Annotated in this window: 20 protein-coding genes, 2 tRNA genes and 1 pseudogene; 16 read left to right on the forward strand and 7 right to left on the reverse strand. The window is 71.2% G+C overall.

The genetic code is table 11. The annotated features are described in order from the left end of the window. Positions 1-45 precede the first annotated feature (45 nt). The 4 genes and pseudogenes from ACIRQH_RS25480 to ACIRQH_RS25495 all read left to right on the forward strand — a co-directional run bounded on the left by ACIRQH_RS25480 (position 46) and on the right by ACIRQH_RS25495 (position 2,675). Positions 46-119, forward strand: a tRNA-Met gene (locus tag ACIRQH_RS25480). A gap of 229 nt (positions 120-348) precedes the next feature. Further along, positions 349-2,199 (forward strand): sel1 repeat family protein, encoded by a 1,851-nt coding sequence (locus tag ACIRQH_RS25485; protein WP_404227058.1) that lies wholly within the window; start codon positions 349-351, stop codon positions 2,197-2,199. Further along, a pseudogene (locus ACIRQH_RS25490) lies at positions 2,106-2,402 on the forward strand (glycoside hydrolase family 3 N-terminal domain-containing protein); the annotation flags it as partial. The gene ACIRQH_RS25485 and the pseudogene ACIRQH_RS25490, both read left to right, overlap by 94 nt. A 199-nt stretch (positions 2,403-2,601) precedes the next feature. After that, positions 2,602-2,675, forward strand: a tRNA-Met gene (locus tag ACIRQH_RS25495). A 169-nt stretch (positions 2,676-2,844) separates the two neighbouring features. Here ACIRQH_RS25495 and ACIRQH_RS25500 read toward each other — a convergent pair. Then, the gene (locus tag ACIRQH_RS25500; protein WP_358815649.1) at positions 2,845-3,261 is read right to left on the reverse strand and encodes a Fur family transcriptional regulator; all 417 of its coding nucleotides are present in this window, start codon (positions 3,259-3,261) and stop codon (positions 2,845-2,847) included. Between the two features lie 125 nt (positions 3,262-3,386). Between ACIRQH_RS25500 and ACIRQH_RS25505 the strand changes: the two genes are divergently transcribed. After that, entirely contained in the window at positions 3,387-4,856 is a 1,470-nt protein-coding gene (locus ACIRQH_RS25505) for a catalase (RefSeq protein WP_388929697.1), read from the forward strand. Positions 4,857-4,951: 95 nt separating this feature from the next. Here the strand turns inward: ACIRQH_RS25505 and ACIRQH_RS25510 are convergent, their stop codons facing one another. Both ACIRQH_RS25510 and hisN read right to left on the reverse strand, forming a co-directional pair. Next, positions 4,952-5,344, reverse strand: a complete 393-nt coding sequence (locus tag ACIRQH_RS25510) for a CBS domain-containing protein (RefSeq protein WP_355864779.1) — start codon at positions 5,342-5,344, stop codon at positions 4,952-4,954. A gap of 322 nt (positions 5,345-5,666) precedes the next feature. After that, positions 5,667-6,467 (reverse strand): histidinol-phosphatase, encoded by an 801-nt coding sequence (hisN, locus tag ACIRQH_RS25515; RefSeq protein WP_388866807.1) that lies wholly within the window; start codon positions 6,465-6,467, stop codon positions 5,667-5,669. 241 nt (positions 6,468-6,708) lie between these two features. On the opposite strand from hisN, the gene ACIRQH_RS25520 reads away from it, so the two are divergent. Then, entirely contained in the window at positions 6,709-7,317 is a 609-nt protein-coding gene (locus ACIRQH_RS25520) for a TetR/AcrR family transcriptional regulator (RefSeq protein WP_358815652.1), read from the forward strand. A 30-nt stretch (positions 7,318-7,347) separates the two neighbouring features. Here ACIRQH_RS25520 and ACIRQH_RS25525 read toward each other — a convergent pair whose 3' ends face one another. The 4 genes from ACIRQH_RS25525 to ACIRQH_RS25540 form a co-directional block, all read right to left on the reverse strand. After that, a complete protein-coding gene (locus ACIRQH_RS25525; RefSeq protein ID WP_358815653.1) occupies positions 7,348-7,671 on the reverse strand; it encodes a multidrug efflux SMR transporter in 324 nt (107 codons plus the stop codon). Positions 7,672-7,795: 124 nt separating this feature from the next. After that, complete coding sequence (gene rsgA, locus ACIRQH_RS25530) at positions 7,796-8,809, reverse strand: ribosome small subunit-dependent GTPase A (protein ID WP_358815654.1); 1,014 nt, start codon at positions 8,807-8,809, stop codon at positions 7,796-7,798. A 16-nt stretch (positions 8,810-8,825) separates the two neighbouring features. Next, on the reverse strand, positions 8,826-10,166 hold the full coding sequence (aroA, locus tag ACIRQH_RS25535) for a 3-phosphoshikimate 1-carboxyvinyltransferase (RefSeq protein WP_356434325.1): 1,341 nt from the start codon (positions 10,164-10,166) through the stop codon (positions 8,826-8,828). Between the two features lie 167 nt (positions 10,167-10,333). Then, the gene (locus tag ACIRQH_RS25540) at positions 10,334-11,065 is read right to left on the reverse strand and encodes a M50 family metallopeptidase (RefSeq protein ID WP_358815655.1); all 732 of its coding nucleotides are present in this window, start codon (positions 11,063-11,065) and stop codon (positions 10,334-10,336) included. A gap of 50 nt (positions 11,066-11,115) precedes the next feature. On the opposite strand from ACIRQH_RS25540, the gene ACIRQH_RS25545 reads away from it, so the two are divergent. The 10 genes from ACIRQH_RS25545 (at position 11,116) to ACIRQH_RS25590 (ending at position 21,324) form a co-directional block, all read left to right on the forward strand. Beyond that, complete coding sequence (locus ACIRQH_RS25545) at positions 11,116-11,931, forward strand: SOS response-associated peptidase (RefSeq protein WP_404227059.1); 816 nt, start codon at positions 11,116-11,118, stop codon at positions 11,929-11,931. 19 nt (positions 11,932-11,950) lie between these two features. Continuing rightward, on the forward strand, positions 11,951-12,577 hold the full coding sequence (locus tag ACIRQH_RS25550) for an alpha/beta family hydrolase (RefSeq protein ID WP_404227203.1): 627 nt from the start codon (positions 11,951-11,953) through the stop codon (positions 12,575-12,577). Positions 12,578-12,876: 299 nt separating this feature from the next. After that, positions 12,877-13,569 carry an RNA polymerase sigma factor SigR gene (gene sigR, locus ACIRQH_RS25555; RefSeq protein ID WP_358815658.1) on the forward strand — a complete coding sequence of 231 codons (693 nt, stop codon included), beginning with the start codon at positions 12,877-12,879 and terminating at the stop codon, positions 13,567-13,569. Beyond that, a complete protein-coding gene (gene rsrA / locus ACIRQH_RS25560) occupies positions 13,566-13,868 on the forward strand; it encodes a mycothiol system anti-sigma-R factor (RefSeq protein ID WP_358815659.1) in 303 nt (100 codons plus the stop codon). Before sigR ends, rsrA begins: the two co-directional genes overlap by 4 nt. Before the next feature lie 157 nt (positions 13,869-14,025). After that, the gene (locus ACIRQH_RS25565; RefSeq protein WP_388866800.1) at positions 14,026-15,390 is read left to right on the forward strand and encodes an HD-GYP domain-containing protein; all 1,365 of its coding nucleotides are present in this window, start codon (positions 14,026-14,028) and stop codon (positions 15,388-15,390) included. Further along, positions 15,387-16,685 carry an HD-GYP domain-containing protein gene (locus ACIRQH_RS25570; RefSeq protein WP_388929700.1) on the forward strand — a complete coding sequence of 433 codons (1,299 nt, stop codon included), beginning with the start codon at positions 15,387-15,389 and terminating at the stop codon, positions 16,683-16,685. The genes ACIRQH_RS25565 and ACIRQH_RS25570 overlap by 4 nt, the downstream gene beginning before the upstream one ends. Positions 16,686-16,838: 153 nt before the next feature. After that, the gene (locus ACIRQH_RS25575; RefSeq protein WP_358815661.1) at positions 16,839-17,819 is read left to right on the forward strand and encodes a hypothetical protein; all 981 of its coding nucleotides are present in this window, start codon (positions 16,839-16,841) and stop codon (positions 17,817-17,819) included. A 60-nt stretch (positions 17,820-17,879) separates the two neighbouring features. Further along, on the forward strand, positions 17,880-18,530 hold the full coding sequence (gene def / locus ACIRQH_RS25580) for a peptide deformylase (RefSeq protein WP_388866794.1): 651 nt from the start codon (positions 17,880-17,882) through the stop codon (positions 18,528-18,530). A gap of 341 nt (positions 18,531-18,871) precedes the next feature. Next, complete coding sequence (cyc1, locus tag ACIRQH_RS25585; RefSeq protein WP_358815663.1) at positions 18,872-19,957, forward strand: epi-isozizaene synthase; 1,086 nt, start codon at positions 18,872-18,874, stop codon at positions 19,955-19,957. Further along, positions 19,954-21,324: a cytochrome P450 gene (locus ACIRQH_RS25590; RefSeq protein WP_358815664.1), complete on the forward strand. Its 1,371-nt coding sequence runs from the start codon at positions 19,954-19,956 to the stop codon at positions 21,322-21,324. Before cyc1 ends, ACIRQH_RS25590 begins: the two co-directional genes overlap by 4 nt. Positions 21,325-21,357: the final 33 nt, after the last annotated feature.

Genomic DNA, 21,357 nt, shown 5'->3' on the forward strand with positions numbered 1-21,357 from the left:
GATCAGGAGCCCACCCCGCGCCGTGATACGGTTGTAGAACAACAGCGCGGGGTGGAGCAGCTCGGTAGCTCGCTGGGCTCATAACCCAGAGGTCGCAGGTTCAAATCCTGTCCCCGCTACTGAAGTCGAAGGCCCGGATCCAGTTCATGGATCCGGGCCTTCGGCGTGTGTGACGCCACGCCGGGGCGCACCCGGTGACCTGCCGACTCCCAGGAAGTCCTGCGCCATACGTGGGGAGTTGAGGGAACTGTGTTTCACTTGTCTCTCTGTGGGCATGTCGACAAAACGCTGAAGTGACCTCACTGGCTGCGGTATACCAGGTGTACCCAGGTTGCAGGTGGTGCGACGATGGACGTTATGGGGGACAAGGCAACTCTGTTGGATACAGGGCGGTTTGTGCAGCCTGCCGACTTTGAGCAGCCTGCGGATCTCACGCAGCCTTCCGACCGGGACGAAACCGGCGAGGCTGCCGAGGAGGCGCGCCGGTGGTCGGCGGCCGAGGCCGGCGACGTCGAGGCGATGAGCGTCCTCGGTGCGATGCTGCTGCGCCGGGGCGATCTCGACGCGGCCGAGCCGCAGTTGCGCGCGGCCACCGCCGCGGGTGACCGGGCGGCGGCCAACAACCTGGGTGTCCTCCTGTACCAGCGCGGATACGCCGACGAGGCCGCCGGATGGTGGCGGATCGCCGCCGTCGCGGGCAGCGCGGCCGCGGCGCACGCGCTCGGCCGGCACCACCGCGAGCGCGGTGACGAGCCGGCCGCCGAGTACTGGCTGCGCCAGTCCGCGGAACAGGGCCACGCCCTGGGGGCGTACGCGCTCGCCGACCTGCTGGAGCACCGCGGCGACGTGGGCGCCGAGCAGTGGTTGCGGTCCGCCGCGGAGCGTGGGCACCGCGAGGCCGCCTACCGACTGGCGCGCTCGCTCGACCGCAAGGCGCTGGACTCGGGTCAGGCCGTGGCGGACAACGGTGTCATCGGTGCGGCCGGTGAGGACGCCGAGCAGTGGTACCGGCAGGCCGCGGCGCGCGGGCACCGGCGGGCCGCCCTGCATCTCGGCGCCATCCTGGAGAAGCGGGGCCATCTCAAGGAGGCCGGGCGCTGGTACCTGACGTCCGCGAAGGACGGCGAGGCGCGGGCCGCCTGTGCCCTCGGATTCCTGCTGCGCGACGCCGGGGACACCGAGAGTGCCGCCGTGTGGTGGCTGCGGGCCGCGCAGGACGGCGACGGGAACGCCGCCAACGCGCTGGGCGCCGTGCACGCCGAGCGCGGCGAGACGCAGACCGCCGAGCGCTGGTACCGCGCCGCGATGGACGCGGGCGACGTGAACGGCGCGTACAACCTCGCGCTGCTCTGCGTGGAACAGGGCCGGACCGCGCAGGCCGAGCAGTGGTACCGCAGGGCCGCCTACGCCGGTCACCGCGAGGCCGCGAACGCGCTGGCGATCCTGCTGCTGCAGGTCGGTGACGCGGCCGGGGCCGAGCCCTGGTTCTCCAAGGCCGCGGAGGCCGGCAGCGTGGACGCCGCGTTCAACCTCGGCATCCTGCACGCCGGACGCGCGACCGACAGCGACGACGCCGCCGCCCTGCGGTGGTACGAGCGGGCGGCCGCAGCCGGACACACGGAGGCCGCGCTCCAGGTCGCCATCGCGCGGTTGCGGGAAGGCGACGAGCGGGCGGCCGAGCGGCACCTGCGCTGTGCGGCGGGAGGGGGCAGCGCCGAGGCCGCGTACCGGCTCGCCGCCGTGCTCGACGCCCGCCGGCCGCCGGCGCCCGCCCACGAACTGGGCGAGCCCGCCCAGGAGAAGAGCGAGTGCGAGGAGTGGTACGAGCGGGCGGCGTCCCAGGGACACCGGCGCGCGCAGGTGCGGGTCGGGATGCTGGCCGCGGCGCGCGGCGACGTGGTCGAGGCCGCCCGCTGGTATCGCGAGGCCGCCGAGGCGGGCTCGCGCAACGGCGCCTTCAACCTCGGCCTGCTGCTGGCCCGTGAGGGCAGCGAGCCGGAGGCGGCGCTCTGGTGGACGCGGGCGGCCGACGCCGGCCATGGGCGGGCGGCACTGCGGCTGGCCCTTGTGTACGCGCGCCGCGGGGAACTCGCGGAGGGCCAGCGCTGGGCCGACCGCGCGGTGTCCCTGGGCCCGGCGGAGGTCGCCGAGCGCGCGGCCCGACTGCGGGACGCGCTGCGGGAGGAACTGTCCGCGTGAGGCGGCGGGGCCCGGGGCGCGCCCGCCTGGAGGTGCGCACCGGTTCGTCGTTCCCCGGCAACCACGCGCTGGGCGCCGTCGATGACGTGGCGCTCACCGAGGCCGTCGCGCTCGAACTCGGCCGCAGGCTGGCCGCGTGCGGGGTGAACCTCAACTGGGCGCCCTCCGCCGACGTGAACTCCAACCCCTCCAACCCGGTCATCGCAGGGTCCCGCCGCAGGCCCGGAGATCGGTTCCCGCGGCGCCCGGAGGGGTCTCCCCGGCGTGAGCGAGGACGGGAAGCCCGGCGGCGCGTCCTCGGCCTCCAAGTGCCCCTTTCGCTTGCGGCGTCTGGGCTCCGTGGCTCTCCGGACAACTGATTTGCGCTGGTCGGCGGCGGTGACGTACTGTTCAGTTCAACGACGCGGGGTGGAGCAGCTCGGTAGCTCGCTGGGCTCATAACCCAGAGGTCGCAGGTTCAAATCCTGTCCCCGCTACTGAAGGCCGAGGGCCGGAATCCGAAAGGGTTCCGGCCCTCGGTGTTTTCGCGACCCTCGCTGTTCTCTCCGGTGGCGGCGGCCCTGCCCACCTCTGATCGACGAACAGTCGAAAGCCCCGGCACGCCAGGCGTGCCGGGGCTTTCATATGGCTCTGTGTGGGGCGGTGTTACGCCGCCGCGCAGTTCGGGCAGACGCCGCGGTACGTCATCTCGACGCCCGACACCGTGAAGCCGAAGCGCTCGGTGTCCGGGAGGTCGCCGAGCGGGTCGCCGCCCGGGTGGACGTCACGGATCGCGCCGCACTGGGCGCAGACCAGGTGGTGGTGCGGCCGGTGCGCGTTCGGGTCGTACCGCTTCGCGCGCTTGTCGGTGGCGACCTCCAGCACCTCGCCCAGGGAGACCAGCTCACCCAGCGTGTTGTAGACGGTCGCCCGGGAGATCTCGGGCAGCTTGGCCACGGCCCGGGCGTGCACCTCGTCGGCCGTCAGATGGACGTGGTCGCCGTCGAGCACCTCGGCCACGACACGCCGCTGCGATGTCATCCGCCAGCCACGTCCGCGCAGTCGTTCCAACAGGTCACTCATACAGATCAGCGTAACAGCAGGTGAACCAGATCCCGAATGGGTGTGACTTTGGAAGCAGGCTTGACTTAGACAATGTCTATCGTAGGATCAAGTTCGGTATTGGCCAAGGAGTCGAACTGGCCTGGATGACGCTGGAGGCGCACATGACGCAGGGACCGCTGACGACGGAGGCCGGAGCGCCGGTCGCCGACAACCAGAACAGTGAGACCGCAGGCGCCGGCGGGCCCGTCCTCGTCCAGGACCAGCTCCTGCTGGAGAAGCTCGCCCACTTCAACCGCGAGCGCATTCCGGAGCGCGTCGTCCACGCGCGCGGTGCGGGTGCGTACGGCACGTTCACGCTGACCCGTGACGTCTCGCGGTGGACGCGGGCCGCGTTCCTCTCCGAGGTGGGCACGCGGACCGAGACGTTCCTGCGCTTCTCGACCGTGGCCGGGAACCTCGGCTCGGCGGACGCCGTGCGCGACCCCCGCGGCTTCGCGCTGAAGTTCTACACCGAGGAGGGCAACTACGACCTCGTCGGCAACAACACCCCCGTGTTCTTCATCAGGGACGCCATCAAGTTCCCGGACTTCATCCACACGCAGAAGCGGGACCCGCACACGGGCTCGCAGGAGGCCGACAACGTGTGGGACTTCTGGGGCCTGAGCCCGGAGAGCACCCACCAGGTGACCTGGCTCTTCGGCGACCGCGGCATCCCCGCCTCCTACCGCCACCTGAACGGCTACGGCTCGCACACGTACCAGTGGAACAACGCGGCCGGAGAGGTCTTCTGGGTCAAGTACCACTTCAAGACGGACCAGGGCGTCAGGAACCTCACCACCGAGGAGGCCGTCCGGCTCTCCGGCGTGGACCCCGACTCGCACCAGCGCGACCTGCGCGAGGCCATCGAGCGCGGTGACTTCCCGTCCTGGACCGTGCAGGTGCAGATCATGCCCGCGGCCGAGGCGGCGACGTACCGCTTCAACCCGTTCGACCTCACCAAGGTGTGGCCGCACGAGGACTACCCGCCCGTCGAGATCGGCCGGCTGGAGCTGAACCGCAACCCGGAGAACGTGTTCGCCGAGGTCGAGCAGAGCATCTTCTCGCCGGCCCACTTCGTGCCGGGCATCGGGCCCTCGCCCGACAAGATGCTCCAGGGGCGGCTGTTCGCGTACGGGGACGCGCACCGCTACCGCGTCGGGATCAACGCCGGCCACCTGCCGGTGAACCGCCCGCACGCCACCGAGGCCCGCACCCACGCGCGCGACGGCGCACTGTACGACGGCCGTCACAACGGGGCGAAGAACTACGAGCCGAACAGCTTCGGCGGACCCGTCCAGACGGACCTGCCGCTGTGGCGGCCCGTCCCGGTCGACGGGCACACCGGGAACGACGCGGCCCCGCTCCACGCCGAGGACGACGACTTCGTGCAGGCGGGCGACCTGTACCGGCTGATGTCCGAGGGCGAGAAGGAGCGGCTGATCGAGAACCTGGCGGGCTTCATCGCCAAGGTCTCCCGTGACGACATCGCCGAGCGCGCGGTGCGCAACTTCCGCCTGGCGGACGCCGACTTCGGCAAGCGGCTGGACGCCGCGGTCCAGGCCCTGCGCGGCTGACGGCCGGCGCTGCCGTGGACGACGGGCCGGAACTCCGGGGGCGACCCCGGGGCTCCGGCCCGCTCGTTCTCCGGGTCGTACGTGCCGTACGGGGATCAGGCGGGGATCTGCTGCCGCGCCGGAGCCCAGCAGCGGATGATGTCGCGGACCGAGACGATGCCGACCGGTCCGCCGCCGTCGAGCACGATCAGATGCCGGAAGCCGCCGTGTGCCATCGCGGAGGCGGCCTCCTCCAGCGTCCAGCCGGAAGCGGCGAAGACGACGTCGGTGGTGGTGTGGGTGCAGGCGGTCTCGGTGTCGGGGTTCTGGCCCAGGGCGAGTGAGTTGAGGATGTCGCGCTCGGTGAGGATGCCGAGGCCGGAGGAGTCCTCGTCGAGGACCACCGCCGCCCCGACGCGGCGCGCCGACATCAGTCTGGCCGCCTGGCGGAGCGTGTGTGTCGGGCCGATGGTGAGGACCACCGTGCTCATGGCGTCGCGGACGAGCATGGGCTGGAGCCACCTCCTTGGTGAACCGCCGACCTCCCGGTGCGGCACTGGAGAAACGGTTCACAAGTTCACAAGTGGGGGAGCTCTCAGAGTCGCAGTTAAAGGGAGGGTCAACAAGAGGGCGCGTGCGGTGAGTTCGGGGGCGCCCGAGGAGTACTCAGCAGTCCCTGGCCGACCGGAGCTGCTCAGGAGTCGCGCCCGGCGTCTCCTGCCGGGGTAAAGAACGGCCGAGTGAGGTCGAGGCCGGTGAGCGGCCCGGGCCACCCACCGGCGCGGTCGACCGCCACTCACCGCCACCTCGTCAACCGCCGCCCATCCAGGGTCAGTAGCGCTGGTTGAGGTAACCCAGCATCTCGTCGTGCAGAATGCCGTTCGACGCCGCCGCGTTGCCGCTGTGCGGGCCGGGACGGCCGTCGAGTCCGGTGAAGGAGCCGCCCGCCTCGGTCACCACGATCGCGTTCGCCGCCATGTCCCAGAGCGACAGCTCGGGTTCGGCGCAGATGTCCACGGCGCCCTCGGCGACCATCATGTACGGCCAGAAGTCGCCGTAGCCGCGGGTGCGCCACACGGCCTTCGTGAGGTCGAGGAAACCGTCGAGGCGCCCCTGGTCCTCCCAGCCGGACAGCGAGGAGTACGCGAACGAGGCGTCGGACATCCGGGACACGTCGGAGACCCGCAGCCGGCTCGCGGAGGACAGGCTGCGGCCGGTGTAGGCGCCGTGGCCCTTCGCCGCCCACCAGCGGCGGCCGAGCGCGGGCGCGGAGACGAGGCCGACGACGGGCTGGAAGCCGCCCTCGCCCGCCTCCATCAAAGAGATCAGCGTCGCCCAGACGGGGACGCCGCGGACGTAGTTCTTGGTGCCGTCGATCGGGTCCACGACCCAGCGGCGCGGGCCCGTGCCCTCGACGCCGTACTCCTCGCCGAGGACCGCGTCGCGCGGCCTGGCCCGCTTGAGATGACCACGGATGATCTCCTCGGCGGCCTTGTCCGCCTCGCTCACCGGCGTCATGTCCGGCTTGGTCTCGACCTTCAGGTCGAGCGCCTTGAACCGGTCCATCGTCGCGGCGTCGGCGGCGTCCGCGAGGACATGGGCGAGCCGCAGGTCATCGAGATAGTCGGGCATGACCGAACCGTATCTGTCCGTGTCGGGACGGGGCTACAGGGGACCGGGGATGATCGGGACCGCGCCGACCGCTCCCGCCGCTGTGGAGGCCGGGCGCTCGTGCCGGGGCTTGGGCCCGGGCGCGCGGCCGGGTGCGCGCGCCCTCCGGTCACGCGGCGAACCCCCGGAGCCGCCGCGCACCCTTGACAGTGCCTCCCCGCGCGTCAAATCTGGCTGCAGAGCCGCTCGCCCCAGGGAGGCGATGATGCCCGCAGCGCGAGAATCCCTTTTGGACGCCGCCTACACGGCACTGGCGCGCAGAGCGTGGTCGGCCGTGCGGATGGTCGACGTTGCGGCCGTGGCGGGGGTGTCACGCCAGACGCTCTACAACGAGTTCGGGAGCAAGGACGGCCTCGCGCGCGCCCTCGTACGTCGGGAGGCCGACGCCTACCTCGCCGGGGTCGACCGGGCACTCGCCACCCACACGGACGCCCGGGAACGGCTGGTCGCGGCCGTCGAATGGACGGCCTCGGCGGCGCGCAGCAACGCGCTGGTGCGGGCGATGCTCACCGGGTGCTGGGGCGAACGGCTGCCCTCACCCGGCCTGCCCGCCGTACCGTCCGCCTCCGTGGTGCCCGCGCAGCGGCGGGCGGACGGGCCGTTGCCCTCGCCCGCGGACTTCGTGGCGCTGGTCAGGGACCGGGCCGTCGCCACCCTCGGCGTCTCCCGGGCGGACGCCGCCGAGGTCACGCGGTCGTGCGAACTCGTCGTCCGGCTCGGGCTGTCGTACGTGATCGCGCCGCCCGCGGAGGGCGGGGCCACGGACCTGGTGAAGGCCGCTCTGGCGCCGTCGCACCGGCACGGGGTCTGAGGCCGCCCCGGATGCCGTGCGCTCCGCGCCTCACTGGGCCGAGCCCGACAGCTGGAGGCCGATGACGCCCATGATGACGAAGCTGATCGAGACGATCTTGAGGACCGAGACCAGGTCGTCGAGGAAGATCATGCCGTAGATGGCGGTGCCCGCCGCGCCGATCCCCGTCCACACCGCGTACGCCGGCCCCACGTCGAGCTTCTTCAGGGACAGCGTCAGCAGACCGAAGCTGCCGAGGGCGAAGACGCAGAAGGCCACGGTGGGCCAGAGTCTGGTGAAGCCGTGCGAGAGCTTCAGACAGACGGCGAAGCCGGTTTCGAGCAGTCCCGCCACAACGACCAGCAGCCACGCCATGTCGTGTCCTCCCTTGTCCGCACGTCGACTGCTTCGGCTGGCCCGGATCCGGCTCGGTGCGATTATGCATTCAACGGCCGGGAGAAGCCCTTACCGACCACGGACCCACGCAAACACGCCGACGTCAGTCGCCCTCGTGGCGCTCCCGGGTGGCGAGCAGTCGGCGCAGCGAGTACAGCCGCTGCGGATCCGCGTGACCGTCCGCCACCCACTGGTCGAGCGCGCACTCCGGCTCGTCGTGGCTGCACGCGCGCGGACAGCCCTCGGTGCCGGGTTCGAGGTCGGGGAAGGCGTGGATGACCCGGGACGGGTCGACGTGGTTCAGGCCGAAGGACCGGACGCCGGGGGTGTCGACGAGCCACCCGCCCGCCTTGCCCGCCAGCGGCAGGGCCAGCGCGGAGGTGGTGGTGTGCCGGCCGCGGCCGGTGACCGCGTTGACGTGACCGGTCGTCCGGCGCTGCTCCGGCGGCACCAGAGCGTTCACCAGGGTCGTCTTGCCGACGCCCGAATGGCCGACGAACGCCGTGATCCTGCCGACCAGTTGTTCCCGCACCAGGTCGGCCGCGGCCTCGCTCCGCAGCTCCTCGCGGCTGGTCACGACGTACGGGATGTCCAGCGCGCCGTACAGCTCAAGGAACTTGTCCGGCGGGGCGAGGTCCGACTTCGTCAGGACGAGGAGCGGGGTGAGGCCGCCGTCGAAGGCCGCCACCAGACAGCGGTCGATCAGTCGCGGGCGCGGCTCGGGGTCGGCGAGGGCGGTGACGATGGCGAGCTGGTCGGCGTTGGCGACGACCACGCGCTCGAACGGATCGTCGTCGTCGGCCGTGCGGCGCAGCACGGAGGTGCGCGGCTCGATACGGACGATGCGGGCGAGTGTGTCCTTCTCGCCGGACAGGTCGCCGACGATGGCCACCCGGTCGCCGACGACGGCGGCCTTGCGGCCCAGTTCGCGCGCCTTCATCGCCATCACGGTCCGGCCGTCGACCAGGCAGGTCAGCCGGCCGCGGTCGACCGTGAGGACCATGCCCTCGACGGCTTCCTCGTGCTTGGGGCGGATGTTCGTACGCGGACGGTTGCCCTTGCGGTTCGGCCGCTGGCGGATGTCGTCCTCGTCGGTGTTCTTGTTGTAACGGCGCATGATCCAGGTCCGCCCGTCAGTTCCCGAGCATTCCGGTCCACAGGTCGGGGAAGTCCGGCAGGGTCTTCGCGGTCGTCGCCACGTTCTCGATCTGGACGCCCTCCACCGCCAGCCCGAGGATCGCGCCGGCCGTCGCCATGCGGTGGTCGTCGTACGTGTGGAAGACACCGCCGTGCAGCCGGCGCGGCCGGATGTGCAGGCCGTCGGCGGTCTCGGTGACGTCGCCGCCGAGTTCGTTGATCTCCTTGGTGAGCGCGGCCAGCCGGTCCGTCTCGTGCAGCCGCAGGTGGGCCACGCCCCGCAGGGTGGAGGGGGAGTCGGCGAGCGCGGCGACCGCCGCGATGCCCGGGGTCAGCTCACCGACCTCGCCGAGGTCCACGTCGATGCCGTGGACAGCACCCGAACCGGTGAACTCCAGGCCGCCCTCGGTGAGTTCGCAGGAGCCACCCATCTCGGTGAAGATCTCCCGCAGCCGGTCACCGGGCTGCGTGGTGTGGGCCGGCCAGTCGGGGACGACGACCGTGCCGCCGGTCACGAGGGCCGCCGCGAGGAACGGCTGGGCGTTCGACAGGTCGGGCTCGACGATCAGGTCGCGGCCGAGCAGGGCGCCCGGCGTCACCCGCCACACGTTCGGCTCGCCGCCCGACTCCGGGGTGTCCACCTGGGCGCCGACCGCGCGCAGCATGTCCACGGTCATCCGGATGTGCGGCATGGAGGGGAGCGTCGAGCCGGTGTGCCGGACCTCGACGCCCTGGTTGAAGCGCGGCGCCGAGAGCAGCAGGGCGGACACGAACTGGGAGGACGACGAGGCGTCGATCTCCACCGGGCCGCCGTCCAGGGAACCCTGGCCGTGCACGGTCAGCGGCAGCGCACCGCGGTCGTTGTCGTCGATCCGGGCGCCGAGCAGCCGCAGGGCGTCGATCACTCCGTGCAGCGGACGCTCGTAGGACCGCGGGTCGCCGTCGAACCGGATGGGGCCGTCGGCGAGCGCGGCGACCGGGGGCAGGAAGCGCATCACGGTGCCGGCATTGCCGACGTCGACCGTGGCCGGGCCGCGCAGACCGGAGGGGATGATCCGCCAGGCCTCGCCGGAGGCGTCCGGGCCCGCCGCGACGGTCGAGCTGGAGGCGACCGTCTCCTCGATGCCCACGCCCATGGCGCGCAGCGCGCCCGCCATCAGCAGGGTGTCGCGGGAACGCAGCGGGCGGCGCAGCCAGCCCGGCTCGGAGGCCAGCGCGGCCAGCACGAGAGCGCGGTTGGTGACCGACTTGGACCCCGGCACGTGGACCGTCGCGTCGACGGCTCCGCTTGCGTACGGGGCGGGCCAGAGGGCGGTGTGGGCGGGGTTCGCGGTCATGCGCTCCACTTTATCGGCTGGAGGCCGGGCCGCCGTTGGTCCGTCACGGCCGGAGACGCCGTCGGACGGGCGCGGGGACCGCCCGGTGCCCGGGCCGGCGCGAACGACCGCCCCGCAGCTCGGGACCCCTCAGTGCGCGGGAGGGCCCGAGGAGCCGGGCAACCGGGTCACACCTCCAGCAGCCACCGCGCGCCGCCCATCAGCGAGCACAGCGACACGGCGTGGAACAGGAACAGCCACAGCCCCGCCGGTACGTGGGTGAGCCGCGACAACTGGTCGGCGTCCGAGTCGCCCGCGTTGCCGCGCATCCGCTTCGCCTGGAGCTCGAAGGCCGGCCGGACACCGCCGAGCAGCAGGAACCACACCACGGCGTACGCGAACGCCGCCTGTACCTGGGGTCCGGTGAGCCAGGAGACCATCACGAACGTTCCGCCGGCGATGATCACGGTCAGCGCGCCGTACGCGTTGCGGATCATCACCAGCATGGCTATCAGCAGGGCCGTGGCGACCCACAGCAGCAGGGTGATGTGGCCGGCGGCGAGGAGGGCCGCGCCGCCGAGGCCGAGCAGCGGGGGAGCGGTGTAGCCCGCCGCGGCGGTCAGGATCATGCCGAGGCCGGTCGGCTTGCCGCGGCTCACGGTCAGCCCGCTGGTGTCGGAGTGCAGCCGGATGCCGCTCAGGCTGCGGCCGGTGAGCAGCGCGACCAGACCGTGGCCGCCCTCGTGCGCGATGGTGACGGCGTTGCGGGAGAGGCGCCACACCCCGTGCGGGACGACCGCCACGAGGGCCGCGACCAGAGTGGCGATCACCACCCACAGATCGGGGTCGGGCTGGCTGCCGAAGACCTCGTCCCACAGCGAGCTCAGGGAGGCCAGCGAGGTGGATGCGGTGCTGTCCATGGTCGGCGGGGGCTCCCTATCGTGACGCGGAGTCTGGCAGTCTGGCACGTATGTGCGGACGGTATGCGGCGAGTCGTCGACCCGAGGATCTCGCAGGAATCTTTGAGATCGAGAAGTGGGACGTCGAGGAGACCCTGGCTCCTGACTACAACGTGGCCCCGACGAAGGAGGTCTACGCCGTCCTCGACCGTCCTGTTAAGGACGCGGACAGCCCGAGGCCGGTTCGCCAGCTGCGCAAGCTCAAGTGGGGGCTCGTCCCGTCCTGGGCCAAGACGCCCGAGGGCGGCGCCCGGATGATCAACGCGCGCGCCGAGACGGTGCACGAGAAGCCCTCGTACCGCAACGCCTTCGCCTCGCGGCGGTGCATCATCCCGGCCGACGGCTACTACGAGTGGGTCACCGGCACCGCCGAGCGCGACCTGGAGGTCGAGGGCAAGAAGAAGCGGCCGCGCAAGCAGCCGTACTTCGTGACCCCGGCGGACGGCTCGGTCTTCGCGATGGCCGGGCTCTACGAGTTCTGGCGGGACCGGACCCTGCCGGACGAGCACCCGCTGGCCTGGTGGGCGACCTGCTCGGTGATCACGACCGAGGCGGAGACCACGCCGCTCGCGGTGGCGCCCGACGCGGGCCCGCGGGCGCTCGCCGACATCCACCCGCGGATGCCCCTGATGCTCACCCCCGACCACTGGGACAGCTGGCTCGACCCGGCCGGCACGGACCCGGACGTCCTGCGTGACCTGCTCGCCCCGCCGCCCACCGGACTGATGCGCGCGTTCCCCGTCTCCACGGCGGTCAGCAACGTCCGCAACAACGGACCGGAGCTGCTCAAGGAGCTGGAGGGGCCCGAGGAGGGCACACTCTTCTGACGTGACCGAGATCAACAGCGTGAGCGAGACGATCGAGACGGACGCCGGCCCGGCCCGCGTCACCTGGCACCCGGCGGCGAACCCGCGGCTCCTCCTCGCCGTGAGCCACGGCGCGGGCGGCGGCATCGAGGCCAGGGACCTCCGGGCGCTCGCCGGGGTGCTCCCCGGACACGGGGTGAGCGTCGCCCTCGTCGAACAGCCCTGGCGGGTGGCGGGCAAGAAGGTGGCGCCCGCGCCGAAGACGCTGGACGTCGGCTGGCGCGGGGTGTGGCCGGCACTGGCGGGACCCGGACTGCCGGTGATCTCCGGCGGCCGCAGCGCGGGCGCCCGCGTCGCCTGCCGCACCGCGCCCGAGCTCGGAGCCGCCGCCGTCCTCGCGCTCAGCTTCCCGCTGCACCCGCCGGGCAAGCCGGAGAAGTCGCGGGCGGCGGAACTGCTCGGCGCCGGGGTGCCCACGCTCGTCGTCCAGGGCGGCAACGACCCGTTCGGCCGACCTCAGGAGTTCCCGGACGGCTCGTACGAACTGGTCGAGGTGGAGTACGCGGACCACGGCTTCGTCGTACCGAAAAAGGCGCCCCTCGGTCAGGACGAGGCGCTGAAGATCGTCACGGACGGTGTCGTGCGGTGGTCCGCGTCACTCGGGTGATGCCCGGGAATGTTGCGTGACGGACCACTGTTGTGCGGATCAGACAGCACGGAGCGCGTGCTGGACCGTTCGTACGAGAGGAAGTCCGCCGCATGGGTTCGACCTTCTGCCCGAGCCGCAGCAGCCGCGCTGACCTGGACTGGACGGTGCTGCGCGCGGGTAAGAACACTCCGGTTCGGACACCGGGCGGCCAGGATGTACGTCCCTCCCCGGCGGCTGGGCAAGCCGCCCCGACCGAAGGTCGTCTATTCTCCGATTCCAGTGGGACCGGTCTCGGTCTCGCTACATCGCTGGAGGAGGTGGGTCCGGTCACTGGGACCGACGCAGGGACCGAAAACGGCCAGGCGGAGCAGCCCGAGGGCCAGGGCACGAGCGACGCGACGGCGGAATCGTCCACCGAGCGCACCGCGCGCTTCGAGCGGGACGCGCTCGAATTCCTCGACCAGATGTACTCGGCCGCCCTGCGCATGACGCGCAACCCGGCCGATGCCGAGGACCTGGTGCAGGAGACGTACGCCAAGGCGTACGCGTCCTTCCACCAGTTCCGTGAGGGCACCAACCTCAAGGCGTGGTTGTACCGCATTCTCACCAACACCTTCATCAACTCGTACCGCAAGAAGCAGCGCGAACCCCAGCGCAGTGCGGCCGAGGAGATCGAGGACTGGCAGCTGGCGCGCGCCGAGTCGCACATGTCGACGGGACTGCGCTCCGCGGAGTCGCAGGCGCTCGACCACCTGCCCGACTCGGACGTCAAGGAAGCGCTGCAGGCGATTCCCGAGGAATTCCGCATCGCCGTGTATCTCGCGGACGTAGAGGGCTTTGCGTACAAGGAGATCGCGGACATCATGGGGACACCCATCGGAACGGTGATGTCCCGGCTGCACCGGGGCCGTCGCCAACTGCGCGGCATGCTGGAGGACTACGCCCGTGACCGCGGGCTGGTCCCCGCGGGCGCCGGAGAGTCGAACGAAGCGAAAGGCTCGGGCTCATGAGCTGCGGAGAGCCGCACGAGACGGATTGCAGTGAGGTACTCGATCATCTCTACGAGTTCCTCGATCATGAGATGCCGGACGCGGACTGCACCAAGTTCGAGGTCCACTTCGAGGAGTGCTCCCCGTGCCTCGAGAAGTACGGCCTCGAACAAGCCGTCAAGAAGCTGGTGAAGCGGTGCTGCGGTCATGACGACGTGCCCACCGATCTGCGGGCCAAGGTCATGGGACGCATCGACCTCATCCGCTCGGGGCAGGCCGTTCCCGACCACGACGTGACCGCGACGGTCCGGGAGTCCTGACCCCGGCGCGACCGGCACGGACACCGAAAGACCGTCCGCCCGTCACCCGAACGTGCTAATCCGCGGGCTTCCGGCCCGCGGATTCGTGCATACGCGTCCACGTGCCGCTTCCCCCGTCCTAGGCTCCGGAGCCTGAGACCGGGGGAGGGACGAGGAGATGGGTTCGGTTCCGGCGGGAGCCCGGGTGTACGTGACCTGTGTCGTTCTCGCGGCGCTCGCCTGTCTCACCCCCGTGCCGGACCTCCGCGTCCCCTGGTGGATCGTCGCCCTGCTCGCCGCGCTCTACGCCGGCTGCGACCACGTCCCGCCGCCACGCGGACCACGCGCCGCCGGATCACCCGGCGGCGAGAGCCCCCAGGGCATGGGCACCTTCCTCCCCGTCTTGCTGGCCGGCGCCTTCCTGCTGCCCCCGTCCGCCGCCGCCCTCGTCGCGCTGCCCGGAGCGCTGCTCGCCCGGGTCGACCAGCGACCGCGCGCACCGCGCCGCGTCTGGCGCGCCGCCCAGCTCGCCGTCGCCGTCTGGGCGGCCTCCCGGGCGTACGGCACGCTCGGCGGCGCGGACGCGGTGGCCACTCCCCGCTTCCCCTACGCGCTGGTGCCCGCGGGCGCCGCCGTCCTCACCTTCTGCGCCGTGCTCGCCGTCCTCGACGGCGGCATCCTCGCGCTCGCCGAACGGGCGCCGCTGCGCACCGCCTGGCGCGGCCTCTTCGCGCGCTCGCTGGCCCCCGTCGCCGCACACGGGCTGGCCGGGCTGATGATGGCGGTGCTCTGGCGCAGCCCGTACGGCCCCGTCGCCGCCCTGCTCGTGCTGCTCCCCATGTACGTGTCCTGCTGGGTCTTCGCCCAGTACCACCGGGAACGCGCCGCCCACCAGGCCACCATCCGCGCCCTCGTCCAGGCCGTCGACATCAAGGACGGCTACACCCGCGGGCACAGTGAGCGGGTCGGCCAGGCGTCCATGCTGATCGCCCGTGAACTCGGCATGGACGACGACCGCGTCGAGGGACTGCGCTTCGCCGGGATCCTGCACGACGTCGGCAAGCTCGGCGTGCCCACCCGGCTGCTGCGCAAGGACGGCCCACTGACCCCCGAGGAACGCCGGATCATCGAACTGCACCCGGAGTACGGGCACGAGATGGTCCGCGGGATCGCGTTCCTCGGCGAGGCACGCTCGGCGATCCTGCACCACCATGAACGGCTGGACGGCAGCGGATATCCGTACGGCCTGACCGGCGCGCAGATCCCCGAGTTCGCCCGGGTGGTGGCCGTCGCCGACGCCTTCGACGCGATGACCTCCACCCGGTCCTACCGCAGGGCCCGGCCGGTGCCGACGGCCCTGGAGGAGCTGGAACGCTGCGCGGGGACGCAGTTCGACCCCGGAATGGTCGCGGCGCTGGTGCGGGCGCTCGGCCGGCACGGCTGGCATCCCGCGGTGACCGCTGACGACGGCCCGCCCGCCGTTCCCGGCGTCCCCATGGCCTCCCCGCACGCCTCCGACGCCCTCGGCCGGGGGGCTCCGTGAGCACCGCCGCACCCCGGCACGGGCTGTCCGCGCGTCCCGCTCGTCTCCCGTCGGCCGTCGCGCCGCCCGCCGCGGTCACCGCCGTACGCGCCCTCGCCCTCCTCCTCGCCGTCCTGGCCCTCGGCGTCACCCTCTGGGGCGGGCTCGACGACCGCGGTACGGCGCTGGCCTTCGGCGTGCTCATCGCCGTCGGCGAGCTGGCCCGCTGGAGCGGAGCCGAGGAAAGGGAGTCGGCGCCCCTCGGAGCCGCCGGAGCCCTCGCGTACGCGCTGCTCGGCGAGAACGCGGGGCAGCGCACCGGACACGGCGTCCTCCAGGTCGTCGCCGTGGTCGTCGCGGCGGCCCTGATCGGCTGCGTCCCGCACGTCGCCCGGGGACGCGGACCCACCCTCGACCACCTCGCGCGGCGCGTCCTCACCGTCGCCTTCGCCGCCGTCTGCTTCCAACCCCTCTACAACCAGGGCAGGTTGATGGAGTGGAGAGGGCCGGCGGTCGCACTGCTGCTCGTCGCGCTGCTCGTGCTCACCACGCTGTGGGACGCCGTGCTCGCGGCGGCGACGGCGCACGCGCGGACCCGGTGGCCGTTCGGGCCGCTGCTGCGCGACGAACTGCGGGCCACGCTCGGGATCGGTTCGGCGGTGTGCGCGACCGGGGCCGTCATGTCGCTCGCGGTCGCGGTGGTCGGACTGTGGGCACTGCCCGTCTTCTCGCTGCCGCTGCTGCTCACCCAGCTGTCGTTCCGGCGGTACGCGGCGGTGCGGGTCACCTACCGGCAGACGATCGCCTCGCTCGCCCGGGCGACCGAGATCGCCGGGTACACCCCGGCCGGGCACGCCCGGCGGGTGGCCGCCCTCAGCCGGGCCGTCGGCCGCGAGCTGGGCCTGTCCGAACCCGACCTCACCGTCCTGGAGTACGCGGCGCTGATGCACGACATCGGACAGCTCAGCCTGGTCGACCCCGTGCCGGCCGGAGCGACCGCCGGTCTCCCGCCGGACGAGCAGCGGCGGATCGCGCTGCTCGGGGGTGCCGTCGTCCGGCAGACCGGGGTGGACGCCGAGGTGGCCGTGGTGGTGGAGCGGCAGGCGGATCCGTACCGGGATCAGCCCGTCACCGCCCGCATCGTCCGCGCCGTGAACGCATACGAGGAGATGGCCCGGGAAGCAGGGCCCGGAGGGCCGCTGACGGCCCTGGAGAACCTGAGGCTCGCGACCGCCCGCGACTACCAGCCCGAGGTCGTGGAGTCGCTGGCCCGGGTCCTGTCACGACCCGGTCTGACCTTGCCCTGGGCTGGGTAACCCATGGGTAATGAGCGGCCGTCCGACGGTACGTGGTTGGATGCGAGGAAGAGGGTGTTCGGGGGTACGGGTCTGCCCGGGCCCGCACTGTCTTCAAGAAACTCTTCAAAGAACCGGCAGGCGGGAAACGCAAGGAACTGGCAGGCGGGAATCGTGAGGATCTTCGGCAAGGGACGACACCGGCCCTCCGCCTCATGGCGGCAGGCCACCGATCGTGCGTTCACGCTCATCGGCGACGGCCGGTACGAGGACGCGGGAGCGCTGCTGACGCGGGCCGCGGACCTGGAGCCCTGGCTGTCCGAGTCCTGGTTCAACCTGGCGTTGCTGCACAAGTTCCGGCACGACTGGGAGCAGGCACGGGCGGCGGGCCTGCGGGCCGTCGCGCTGCTCGACCGGGAGGCCGGCGCACCCGACTGGTGGAACGTCGGGATCGCGGCCACCGCCCTCCAGGACTGGCCGCTGGCCCGCCGTGCCTGGCAGGCGTACGGGCTGCGGGTGCCCGGCGGTGCAGCCGTCCCGGGCGAGCCGGTGGGCATGGACCTCGGCAGCGCGGCCGTCCGGCTGTCACCCGAGGGCGAGGCCGAGGTCGTGTGGGGGCGGCGGCTGGACCCCGCCCGTATCGAGGTGCTGTCGATCCCGCTGCCGTCCTCCGGGCGCCGCTGGGGCGAGGTCGTGCTGCACGACGGCGTCCCGCACGGCGAGCGGACCACGGCGGCCGGTCACTCCTATCCGGTCTTCGACGAGATCGAGCTGTGGGCCCCCTCACCGGTACCCACCTGGGTCGTGCTGCTGGAGGCGGCGACCGAGGACGACCGGGACGCGCTGGAGCAGCTCGCCGCCGACGCGGGCTTCGCCGCCGAGGACTGGTCCTCGTCCGTGCGGCTGCTGTGCCGGATGTGCTCCGAGTCGCGGATGCCGTCCGACGAGGGCGACGGGGAGCACCTGGACCCGCACGACCACAGCGAGCCGGGACACCCGGGCCCGCTGGGGCACCGCACCGACGGGCAGCTGTGGGTGCCCGAGCGGGAGTGCGGGCTCGCGGCGCCCGCCTCGCTGGTGCGCGGGCTGCTGGACGGCTGGGTGGCGGACAGCCCGGATTCCCGGGACTGGCGGGACCTGGAAGAGGTCTGCTGAGGTCCCCTTTAGGCTGTACCCGCGGAATTACCCGAAGGTTTGAGGAAGGCGTACGTCGTCATGGCCCAGCAGGACACCGATCAGCAGCACGTGGGCGTGCTTCCCGTGGACGACGACGGTTACGTCATCGACAGCGAGGAGACCGAGGAGCGTGAGTCGGCCTACCGCGAGCGCGGTACCTCGCGGCCGATCACGGTGGTCGGCAACCCGGTGCTGCACAAGGAGTGCAAGGACGTCACCGACTTCGGCGACGAGCTGGACCGACTGATCGCCGACATGTTCGCGAGCCAGCACACCGCCGAGGGCGTGGGCCTAGCCGCCAACCAGATCGGCGTCGACCTGAAGGTCTTCGTCTACGACTGCCAGGACGACCAGGGCACCCGGCACGTCGGTGTGGTCTGCAACCCGAAGCTCGTCGACCTGCCGGCCGAGCAGCGTCAGCTCGACGAGAGCAACGAGGGCTGCCTGTCCGTGCCCACGGCGTACGCGCCGCTGGCCCGCCCCGACTACGCCGAGGTCACCGGGCAGGACGAGAAGGGCAACCCGGTCCGGGTGCGCGGTACGGGCTACTTCGCGCGCTGCCTCCAGCACGAGACGGACCACCTGTACGGGTACCTGTACATCGACCGGCTCTCCAAGCGTGAACGCAAGGACGCCCTGCGGCAGATGGCCGAGAACGAACCGCGCTACGAGATCGTCGCGAACGACTGACGTAGCACGTCTCCAGCCGTCCCGTACGGCTGTGACAGAAATTGACAGGCGGGACCCGCGGCCCCTCGTGGGCCGGCTCGAACGGTGCCTGGTCAGGGGAAGCTCCTGACCAGGCACCGTTCGTATGTGCGTCGCACGTTCGCTCCCTTGTGCTCTCCCGATGATCCAGATTCAGTCACACAAGGGGAGATTCTCGGCACCTTGAGGTAGTGAATGGAGCAAATCCGTTCCCAGAACGGTCAGTTGTGGTGCTGAATGGGAAGTGCGGGGATACGCAACGGCGCACGCCCGGCACAGCGGGAGGGGCGTGGCGCCAACAGGCGGCTGAGAGGGGTTTGTTCGTGCATGCTTTCTCACACGGCTCTTCATCGACACCGACAGCGATCGCGGTCCCACCGGCGCTCTCTCTCCCGGTGATCGAGTCCGAGTTTCCCCGTCAACTGCACCCGTATTGGCCCAGGCTCCAGGAGAAGACCCGGACCTGGCTCCTCGAAAAGCGGCTGATGCCCGCGGACAAGGTCGAGGAATATGCCGACGGTCTGTGCTACACGGACTTGATGGCGGGCTACTACATAGGCGCTCCCGACGAGGTCCTGCAGGCGATAGCCGACTACAGCGCGTGGTTCTTCGTCTGGGACGACCGGCACGACCGGGACGTCATCCACGGCCGCGCGGACGCCTGGCGGACGCTCAGGTTCCAGCTTCACGCGGCCCTCGACGCACCCAGGGACCACCTGCACCACCAGGATCCCCTGGTCGCGGGGTTCGCCGACAGCGTGGGCCGGCTGTACTCGTTCCTCGGGGAGAACTGGAACGAGCGGTTCGCGCTCCACTTCCACGCGGTGATCGAGGCCTACGACCGGGAATTCCGGAACCGTACGTCCGGCGCCGTACCCACCGTCGAGGAATATCTCGAACTGCGTCGGCTCACCTTCGCACACTGGATCTGGACCGATCTCCTCGAACCGAGCGCGGGACAGGAACTCCCCGACACGGTGCGACTGCATCCCGCATTTCACCGGGCGGCCCTGCTCAGTCAGGAATTCGCCGCCTGGTACAACGACCTCTGTTCGCTGCCGAAGGAAATAGCGGGCGACGAGGTCCACAATCTCGGCATCAGTCTCATTCACCATCAGGGGCTGACGCTCGAAGAAGCCGTCACCGAAGTCCGGCGCCGGGTCGAGGAATGCATCAGCGAATTCCTTGCCACCGAGAAGGACGTCTTAAGGCTCGCCGAAACCCTCACGGACGGCACCGTGCAGGGAAAGGCGACGAGTGCCGCGGTGAGGGCGTGCGTCGGAAACATGCGGAACTGGTTCAGCTCCGTGTACTGGTTCCACCACGAGTCGGGCCGGTACATGGTCGACAGCTGGGACGACCGCTCGACACCCCCGTACGTCAACAATGAAGCGGCAGGTGAGAAATGACCGTCGAGTCCGTACGACCCGAGGTGCCCGAGGTGCTGGAGCTGTCCGTTCCACCCCTCGCCGGAGGCGGGGTGCCCGTGCTCGGGCACGGCTGGAAACTGGTCCGCGACCCCCTGGCCTTCCTCACCCAGCTGCGCGACCACGGCGACGTCGTCCGTCTGAAGATGGGCCCCAAGACGGTGTACGCCGTCACCGCCCCCGCGCTCACCGGCGCGCTGGCGCTCAACCCGGACTACGAGATCGGCGGCCCCCTGTGGGAGTCGCTGGAAGGGCTGCTGGGCAACAAGGGCGTCGCGACGGCCAACGGGCCGATGCACCGGCGTCAGCGACGGACCATCCAGCCCGCGTTCCGCGCCGACATCATCCCCGAGTACGGGCCGATCATGGAGGAGGAGTCCCGCGCGTTCGCGGACCGCTGGGAGGACGGGGCGACCGTCGACTGCACCGCCGAGTCCTTCCGTGTCGCCGTCCGCATGGCCGCCCGCTGCCTGCTGCGCGGCCGCTTCATGGACGAGCGCGCCGAGCGGCTCAGCCTTGCCCTCGCGACGGTGTTCCGCGGCATGTACCAGCGCATGGTCATACCCGCGGGGCCGTTCTATCGGCTCCCGCTTCCGTCCATGCGCAAATTCGACCGGGCATTGGCCGATTTGCACGCTCTCGTCGACGAGATCATCGCCGAGCGCCGCGCATCTGGTCAAAAGCCGGACGATTTGCTGACGGCATTGCTGGAAGCGAAGAACGACGACGGCGACCCCATCGACGAACAGGAGATCCACGACCAGGTCGTCGCGATACTCACGCCCGGAAGTGAAACCATCGCGTCCACGATCATGTGGCTGCTCCAAGTCCTCGCCGAACACCCGGAAGAGGCGGACAAGGTGGCCGCCGAGGTCCAATCCGTCGTCGGGGACCGGCCCGTCGGATTCGACGACGTCCGGAAGCTGTCGCACACCAACAATGTCGTCGTCGAGGCCATGCGTTTGCGCCCCGCCGTATGGATATTGACGCGGCGGGCGGTGACCGAAACCGAACTGGGCGGCTATCGCATTCCGGCCGGTGCCGACATCGTCTACAGCCCGTACGCGATCCAGCGCGATCCCCGGTCGTACCAGGAGCACCTGGATTTCGACCCCGACCGCTGGCTTCCGGAACGCTCCAAGGACATCCCGAAGTACGCGATGCGTCCCTTCAGCGTCGGCAACCGCAAGTGCCCGAGTGACCACTTCTCGATGGCGCAGCTCACGCTCGTCACCGCGACCGTGGCCTCCCGCTGGCGCTTCGAGCAGGTGTCCGGCTCCAACGACGCGACCCGCGTCGGCATCACCCTGCGGCCGCACAAGCTGCGGCTGAAGGCCGACCCGCGCTAGCCGGGTCCACCGTCCGGCCGCGGCCGGACCGTA

It is taken from the genome of Streptomyces sp. NPDC102279 (assembly GCF_044766365.1).
GTDB lineage: Bacteria > Actinomycetota > Actinomycetes > Streptomycetales > Streptomycetaceae > Streptomyces.

Bases quoted from the DNA above. Each gene is read 5' to 3' on its own strand.
- def (WP_388866794.1), top strand. From the start codon at position 17,880: ATGGCCCAGCAGGACACCGATCAGCAGCACGTGGGCGTGCTTCCCGTG.
- ACIRQH_RS25525 (WP_358815653.1), bottom strand. From the start codon at position 7,671: ATGGCGTGGCTGCTGGTCGTTGTGGCGGGACTGCTCGAAACCGGCTTC.
- hisN (WP_388866807.1), bottom strand. From the start codon at position 6,467: ATGCCCGACTATCTCGATGACCTGCGGCTCGCCCATGTCCTCGCGGAC.
- aroA (WP_356434325.1), bottom strand. From the start codon at position 10,166: ATGACCGCGAACCCCGCCCACACCGCCCTCTGGCCCGCCCCGTACGCA.
- ACIRQH_RS25510 (WP_355864779.1), bottom strand. From the start codon at position 5,344: ATGCTCGTCCGCGACGCCATGAGCACGGTGGTCCTCACCATCGGCCCG.
- ACIRQH_RS25565 (WP_388866800.1), top strand. From the start codon at position 14,026: ATGGGTTCGGTTCCGGCGGGAGCCCGGGTGTACGTGACCTGTGTCGTT.
- rsgA (WP_358815654.1), bottom strand. From the start codon at position 8,809: ATGCGCCGTTACAACAAGAACACCGACGAGGACGACATCCGCCAGCGG.
- ACIRQH_RS25590 (WP_358815664.1), top strand. From the start codon at position 19,954: ATGACCGTCGAGTCCGTACGACCCGAGGTGCCCGAGGTGCTGGAGCTG.
- ACIRQH_RS25545 (WP_404227059.1), top strand. From the start codon at position 11,116: ATGTGCGGACGGTATGCGGCGAGTCGTCGACCCGAGGATCTCGCAGGA.
- ACIRQH_RS25520 (WP_358815652.1), top strand. From the start codon at position 6,709: ATGATGCCCGCAGCGCGAGAATCCCTTTTGGACGCCGCCTACACGGCA.
- ACIRQH_RS25505 (WP_388929697.1), top strand. From the start codon at position 3,387: ATGACGCTGGAGGCGCACATGACGCAGGGACCGCTGACGACGGAGGCC.
- rsrA (WP_358815659.1), top strand. From the start codon at position 13,566: ATGAGCTGCGGAGAGCCGCACGAGACGGATTGCAGTGAGGTACTCGAT.
- ACIRQH_RS25500 (WP_358815649.1), bottom strand. From the start codon at position 3,261: ATGAGTGACCTGTTGGAACGACTGCGCGGACGTGGCTGGCGGATGACA.
- ACIRQH_RS25540 (WP_358815655.1), bottom strand. From the start codon at position 11,065: ATGGACAGCACCGCATCCACCTCGCTGGCCTCCCTGAGCTCGCTGTGG.
- ACIRQH_RS25485 (WP_404227058.1), top strand. From the start codon at position 349: ATGGACGTTATGGGGGACAAGGCAACTCTGTTGGATACAGGGCGGTTT.